This window comes from Flavitalea antarctica (assembly GCF_054461535.1).
Map to the genome: position 1 here is coordinate 102396 of NZ_JBTLQG010000022.1, position 7596 is coordinate 109991.

Genomic DNA, 7596 nt, shown 5'->3' on the forward strand with positions numbered 1-7596 from the left:
TGTTTTACTGAGTGTTTATTTGTTTTTTGTATGATGCAAAGAAACCTCAGATCAAACCCGAAAAAAATCCCCACTCCTGTCAATTCATCTCACCACTTATGGGAGTCAGATAAAGTTCTTCGATCTTCCTGATTAGTTAGTATCCCAGAAAGCAGGAGGTTCGATGCCTAAAGAGCGTAAGTACACGTAGCCCTGTGCACGATGATGAATTTCATTATCGACAAAGTAGAAAAGGGTTGAGTAGTTTTCTCCTTCATACATTCCGAAAGCATTATCAACTTCCTTGAATCTTTCAATGGATATTTGTGGCCACAAGTCATTGATGTGTTCGGTCAGCTCATCCCATATTGTGAGCAGATCATTTTTATTCATCGCTTTTTGAGGCACTCCGTGATTGTCTAAGGAGTCCAGGCTTTGCCATTTTCCTGACACTATACCATTGATGCCATGATGAGCAAGACCCACCAGCTCAGCGACCATCTCTGCAAAGGGACGCATGCCACCAATGGAATAATTGAGAAGCGCATCCTCGGGGAAAGCCATGATAACTTTACGGGTGAGGCGCCGTTGACTTTGCCAATGTTCGAGAAGAACTGCAGGCGTAAATACAGCCGAATCTGTTGTCGGATGATCCATAACGTTTTGCATATAGTGAAGTTTTAATGATGGCATGAAGTTAAAATCACGTGGTGACAACCCTATGTCAGCAGGATTTACCGATCCGTAGATTTTTATTTTTTACAGGGAAGGGTTCGAAAGCGCGGTAGTTACATAACACCGGATTCGGTGATGCATACTGAGGCTTTTGGTTATTGAAATACCTGGCGGGAAGACGCAGATTTGCAAAAAAAATTATTATGCATTACCGTCGCTTATTACCAATCGCTATGTTTTTCCTGTTAGGAGGGAACGGGACAACTGCACAGACCATCAGATCATTTGAAGTCAGTGAATACCCCGGGTTGCACGAAAGCAATACAAACCCGGGACTACCTGATCCTGGAGGTCCATTTGTTGGGAGAATATCACTTCGCACCGGCGTTACCCTGGAGTATTCAGAGTCGGGTAATCCCGACGGCACGCCCGTGATCTTTCTACATGGCTTTACTGACTCCAGGCATTCCTTCAACTATGTGGTTCCGGAACTGACCGGCAATATCAGGTCACTCGTGATAACCCACAGGGGGCACGGCGAGTCAGACAAGCCCTTGTCTACCTATCGTCCCGAAGATTTTAGCGCTGACCTGGACGCCTTTATGGCTGCCAAGGGTCTTGACAAAGCAATTATTGTGGGACACTCCCTTGGATCAACAATAGCTCAATCCTTTGCTATCAGGAATCCCTCAAAAGTGGCGGGGCTCGTATTGATGGCAACCATTCCAAATTCTAAAAAGAATCAGGCAATAATTGAGTTTAACTCGCAGGTTGCGCAGCTCAAAGACCCGGTTGATCGTGCATTCGCGAGCGATTTTCAAAAAAGCACGCTTTATGTGCCTATACCTGAAACTTATCTTGACTCAGTTATCAGTGAATCAATGAAGGTGCCTTCCATGGTATGGAAGGAGGTGCTGAAAGGGCTATTGGAAGTCGATTTCTCGGCAAGCCTGAAAAAAATAGATGCGCCTGTCCTTATTATCTATGGCGACAAGGATACTTACTCTTCCATCGCCGAACAGGAACAGTTCAAAAGCTTAATTCCGGGCTCCCGGTTGCTGGTGTACAAAGACCTCTGTCACGCATTCCACTGGGAAGCTCCCCGGCAAACAGCAACAGATATTTCCGCTTTTGTAAAAGAGATAGCAACAAAATAATCATCAACCTAAACTCAATTTCCGGAGAATAATATGAATAATTACCTTTATGACATCTGCGATTTCTCCGCAACTGCTGTCATCCAACCCAGGTAAACAGGCTATTATCTTCGGACCACGATACTTAAAACAACACAGACATGAAAACCCTTATTCTCTTTTTTGTTGTAGGATCGGCTACGCTGATGTTAACTTCGTCACAGCCTGAAAAACAAGCCGCGGTTCCCAATCGTGCTAGGAACCAAACCTATTGTGCCCCGTCATTTGATCCGTCAAAACTGGATGCGGCCAACGCGCCGATTTTCAAGGGACTGGGAAATCTTCATTATCCCATCACGACCAGGTCAGCAAAGGCGCAGCAATATTTTGACCAGGGCCTCACTCTTATATATGCATTCAATCATGGTGAAGCGGGCCGGTCGTTCAAGGCTGCGATCCGGCTCGACTCAACTTCTGCTATGCCTTATTGGGGCTTAGCAATGGTTCTCGGCCCGAATTATAATGCTGCATTAAACCCGACCAGCCTTGAAGAAATTAACGATGCAATCAACAAAGCAGTAAAATATTCCGCCTCTGCCAAACCTTCAGCCAAAGCGCTGATTGCAGCACTGCGTCAACGTTTTCCCGAAAAAGAAGTAAAGGACATGACGCCATATAATGAGGCATATTCAGCGGCAATGAAAAAGGCGCATGAGCAATTTCCGGACGACATAAATATTGCTGCCTTGTATGTTGATGCAATGATGAACGAACATCCGTGGGATCTATGGTTCCGCAATGGCACGCCAAAACCATGGACACCAGCAATAGTGGAAACATTGGAGAAATTATTGGCCACTGCCCCGGACCATGTTGGTGCAAATCATATGTACATCCACCTGATGGAGGCTTCTCCAAGAGTAGCGGACGCGGTACCAGCGGCTAACCGTCTGCGTAATATGTTGCCATCCGCGGGACATATCCTGCACATGCCATCCCATATCGATATACGCACGGGTGAATATCACAAAGGGGTTGTCGTAAATGAAAGAGCCAGCGCGGCCGATAGTAGTTATATTGCCCAGTGTAAAGTACAGGGCGTTTATCCGATGATGTATTATCCGCACAATATACATTTCCTTGCGGCCTGTGCATTCCTTGAAGGCAACAGTAAAAAGGCGATCGACGCTGCATGGAGTATAGCAAGACATTCCGACAAGACATATATATATGAGAATCCGGCGATCCAACATTATTCTATCATTCCATTTTACGTGCTTACACAATTGGGTAAATGGGATGATGTACTAACACTTCAACAACCGGATACTGCACTCATATATCCATTGGCGATATGGCATTATGCACGCGGCATGGCGTTCAATGCTAAAAATGATGCTGAAAACGCAGCTAAAGAATTGCAGGCGATAAGAGAAGTTGCAAAGGATACCCGATTAGCCACCCAGTTTATCTGGGGCGTCAACAGTGCTGCCCAGCTCACTACGATCGCAACAAACGTTCTGAATGGTGAGATAAATGCAAAAAAAGGTTTGTTCGATGAAGCCATAGCTTCTTTGGAACAGGCAAGGGATATTGAAGATTCACTGATGTACCAGGAACCGCCTGATTGGTTTTTTTCAACAAGGCACACACTGGGTCATATCTTATTACAGGCAAAAAAATTCGAAGAAGCAGAAAAGGTTTATCTCCAGGATATGGTGACCTATCCCGAAAACGGCTGGGCCTTGATGGGGCTATACAAAAGCCTGATGGGACAGGGAAAAATACGAGAAGCAAAGTTAGTAAAAACACGATTTGATAAGGCCTGGAAGTGGTCCGACCTCACCATAAGTTCTTCGCGTGTTTGATCCTGATCAAATTGCTGATTAGAATTCCCTTTTTCCAATATTTGGAATGGATTTACGTTACTTAGTTCCATACTGAATGTATGGTTGGTTTTGACTGGTTTTTTATTTCGATCCAATAACTAAGATAACGTCGTCCGATGCCCACACTGAAGCAGTTCCTGTCAGGGAGGTTCACAATGCTGTGGATACTTATATGTATTCTATCTATCCAATCCTATGCACAACCAGGCTTGCCTGCTTATTCTACGGATTGCTACCCGAGCTATTATAAGAAGTTCAGGTCTGACAAGGATCATGAATATCCGACGAACTTTGCCCTGATGGGTAATAACATGCAGATTCTCGCAACCAACCGTTATAGCACGCTTCCGGATGGAAGCACTGAAGGTTTCAGCGGGTTGAAGCTCATTGACGGACAGGGTAACCTGCTGGGATCGGCCGACTTCTTTCATGGAGGCACAAACGCAGACTTCAGCATGTTCAGGCTTGATGACGATCATGTTATGCTTGTTTATACCGGGGATGAAGCAGGGCAAAAGGCGATGAGCTTCAGCCTTGTTAACACGAATCTTCAAAAGCTTTGGACCAGGCGCATATACACACAGGATGATTTTTATTCTGCCGGCGATGGCGTAGCCGACATTCACAAGGACCAGGATGGAAACATTGTCATTCTCGGTACTGCTGGTGATGGCGGCCCTAATGCCGGCAGTTTTTCGCTTTATAAAATGGACATGTCTGGCAATGAGATCTGGACGAGTGTACATAAACTGAATAACTCGGGCGCGATGAGTGGTAGTATCACCTCTTCTCCTGCCGGTTATATAGTAGTAACCGAAGGTTACCAGGGAAATTCATTTCTTATTAATAGGAACTCCGGTGATGTGATCCAGTCTTATTCCTTCCCAGAAAACTGGAGCGGTTCAGTATTTCAACGTTTCCTTGAATACGATAATGGTCTCGCGTTCTATGCAGGTACTGATAAAGATAATCAGTTGATGATTGGTCGTTTCGACAGCCTGGCAAAACCGTTGGGATTTAAATATCTTCCAGGTATAGTTTCCATTCCTTATGCAGATGTAAAAGATGGATTTTTCTATCTGAATTTTTCCGTCGCTGATTTCTCGCTGAACAGTCATGTCATCATGAAGCTTGATTCAGAACTTGACCCCGTATTTATGAATGAATACCTGCAGGATCATGAAACCCAGATACGCGGCCTCGGTGTTGGCGATAACGGCAAAATCTATACTGCCGGGGGATGGGGAGCGATGGGCGGTTCTACTACCCATACCTACCTTATGAAGTTTGGCACTGCAGGCGAAATCGGTTTCTGCGGTTATCAACCCTACCTGGCAACCTTCCAGGGATTTAATCCAACACCAGGTACTGTGGATCTGGAGAGAGTGCCCAGGTCATATATCCAGGCTTCGATAGACGAAAATCTTTTTCCTTCTATTACCACATTTGATATAGATGAGGTGATTTGTGGTGAGATTGATCTCTGTACGGAAGTGCGTATACAGGATCCGGGTCCGATCTGTACTTTGAATGCAGATAAAATGATTCAATACTTCACAAACGCGGATTGTGATAAAAACCCGGAATGGAGCTATGATTCAACCCGGGTTAAATTCATCAGTGCTTCCGCCGGTGAAGCCGTATTCCAATTTCTGAAATCTGGTCCAACCTGGCTCTATGCGACGATCAAAACTGATTGTAATATTTTCCAGGATAGCTTAAGGGTACAGGTGGATGAACAACCCTCCTCACTTTCACTGGGTAATGATACCTTGATTTGCCCGGGTGATTCTGTTCTTCTTAATGCCGGTGACAATTATGTGCAATATATATGGCAGGATGGATCATATGAGGTAACCTACCAGGCAAAAACAGCGGGCGTTTATGTAGTATATGTCTCAAACACATGTGGTGAACTTTCGTCGGATGAAATAACCATTACCACGGCAGTTCTGCCCCCGCTATTTAATGTTGCTTCTATGGCTCCATGCGTCAACGACACATTCAGCATAACAGCGGAACCTTCTTACCTGAGTTATGCCTGGGGAGCGGCGGAAAATCTTTCAGCAACCGGCAACAAGGCGAACGCAAAATTTTCATCAAGTGCTTTAATTACATTGGCTGCGGTTTCCGACTACGGGTGCACCGCAAAAGACACCATGGCAATTAATTTGCTTTTCCCGAGGCCGGTAAGGCTAGGAGCAGATACCACCCTGTGTTTTACCGATTCGATTACCTTTCTGACCGACGGTGGCTACAATAATTATAAATGGTCAACGGGATCAACCAATAGCATTTTGAAGGTGACCACTCCGGGGCAGTATGATGTAGTTGCACAGGATGTGAATGGTTGCTTTACCCGCGATACCGTTGTAGTAAAAAAGTTTAACCCGATCATATTTTCGCTGGGTGAAGACAGGGATCTGTGTACGAATCAGCCTGTGAAACTGGATGCGGGCCAGTTCAGCGCTTACCAATGGCAAGATGGCAGCAGTGGCCGTAGTATTAGCATACAGGACGCGGGCACTTACTGGGTACACGTCAGGGACCAGAACAATTGCTTTGCTTCCGATTCAATGAGGGTCAGAACAGTTTTTGAAACACCGCGTTCCTTTCTCAAACCGACCGATACCATCTGCCGTTTCAGAAATCTTGAGTTGTTCCCTACCGGTAATTATAAATCATATCAGTGGAACATGGGTGCCACAACACCCCGCATATCGATAACCAACGGCGGAAGATATAGCCTGAAAGTAACATCCAAAGATGGCTGCGCGGCGACAGAGACGATTACAGTGACAGAAAAAGACTGTCTGAACGGGGTCTTCATGGCAAACGCATTCACACCAAATCATGATGGCAAGAACGATCTGTTCAAGGCGATGGTTTATGGACCGGTCACGAAATACTCTATCATCATCTTCAACCGGTATGGCCAGGTTGTTTTCTCAACCGATGATCATCTGAAGGGATGGGATGGCTTTTTCAAAGGTATGCCGGCAGAAATAGGCAACTATGTTTGGAAATGCGTATACCAGATGCAGGGCGGGCAGGTTACTGAACTAAAAGGCCAGGTCCTCCTAATCCGCTAACACTCATAACTCACTCATAACTCATAACTCTCCATTCATCACTCTCTTCACGTCCCTTAAAATACCGGCCATCGCTTGCCGAACACCCAGGCGGGAGTAAGCTGATCAGCGGATGGCTTTCCCGGGGCATTGTTCAGGTTATCAAAATGCCAGGTATAATCTCCGCCTGCTCTTCTACAGTTGTAATAATACACTCTTCGTCCCCATTTTATTTCATTCGCTGTGGGAACAAGATATATATCTGCATCCGCCATGTTTTCAGGGAAGCGGCAGTTGACAAGATAGAACTGTGCATCCCGGTGGTACCGTCCGAGCCGGAAGCCGTCATAACCGGTGAAACTGCAGTCTTTCAATACTGTCTTTGAATCTTCATGACGTGAGCCATCATGCCAGATCGCGGCTGTCCCGCTTTGGACGATGAATTCACAGTTCTCTGCATATGCCCATCCGCGGGGACAATAAAAATCAACGCCTCCTTCCATTATGCAATTCTTAAAATAAAACAAACCACCGTCAACGTTCCATGGGCTCACGGTGTCGCCCCCATAAGCAGTGAAGCGGCAATTTATTGCCTTCAGTCTTGTTGCATTCATGGTTCGGAGGGCCATCTGATGACTTTGATTTGTAATGGATCTTGGTTTGCCGGATGTGTCAGTACCACAGGCTATCAATCTTGGTGTTTTAAAATCTCTTCCATAAGAATTGATAATTGTGAGGTTCTCCAGCGTAACATCATTTGCATCCAGGTTCAGGGTAGCCACGCCCCAGTCATCGTTGTGTTTACATCTCCATTCATCCCTTGCAATTGCCTGGGCAATGATAGTC

Annotated in this window: 5 protein-coding genes; 3 read left to right on the forward strand and 2 right to left on the reverse strand. The window is 45.6% G+C overall.

Features of this window, described 5'->3' with window-relative positions; translation table 11 throughout:
• Positions 1-132 precede the first annotated feature (132 nt).
• Positions 133-648, reverse strand: coding sequence for a DinB family protein (locus tag ACX0G7_RS18190; protein WP_458924942.1), 516 nt, complete (start codon positions 646-648; stop codon positions 133-135).
• Between the two features lie 209 nt (positions 649-857).
• On the opposite strand from ACX0G7_RS18190, the gene ACX0G7_RS18195 reads away from it, so the two are divergent.
• The 3 genes from ACX0G7_RS18195 (at position 858) to ACX0G7_RS18205 (ending at position 6771) form a co-directional block, all read left to right on the forward strand.
• Positions 858-1811, forward strand: a complete 954-nt coding sequence (locus ACX0G7_RS18195) for an alpha/beta fold hydrolase (protein ID WP_458924943.1) — start codon at positions 858-860, stop codon at positions 1809-1811.
• Positions 1812-1951: 140 nt separating this feature from the next.
• Positions 1952-3658 carry a tetratricopeptide repeat protein gene (locus ACX0G7_RS18200; RefSeq protein ID WP_458924944.1) on the forward strand — a complete coding sequence of 569 codons (1707 nt, stop codon included), beginning with the start codon at positions 1952-1954 and terminating at the stop codon, positions 3656-3658.
• A 137-nt stretch (positions 3659-3795) separates the two neighbouring features.
• Positions 3796-6771, forward strand: a complete 2976-nt coding sequence (locus ACX0G7_RS18205) for a T9SS type B sorting domain-containing protein (protein ID WP_458924945.1) — start codon at positions 3796-3798, stop codon at positions 6769-6771.
• Positions 6772-6827: 56 nt separating this feature from the next.
• Here the strand turns inward: ACX0G7_RS18205 and ACX0G7_RS18210 are convergent.
• Positions 6828-7596: pectinesterase (locus tag ACX0G7_RS18210; protein WP_458924946.1), on the reverse strand; the 769-nt coding region annotated here is incomplete at its 5' end.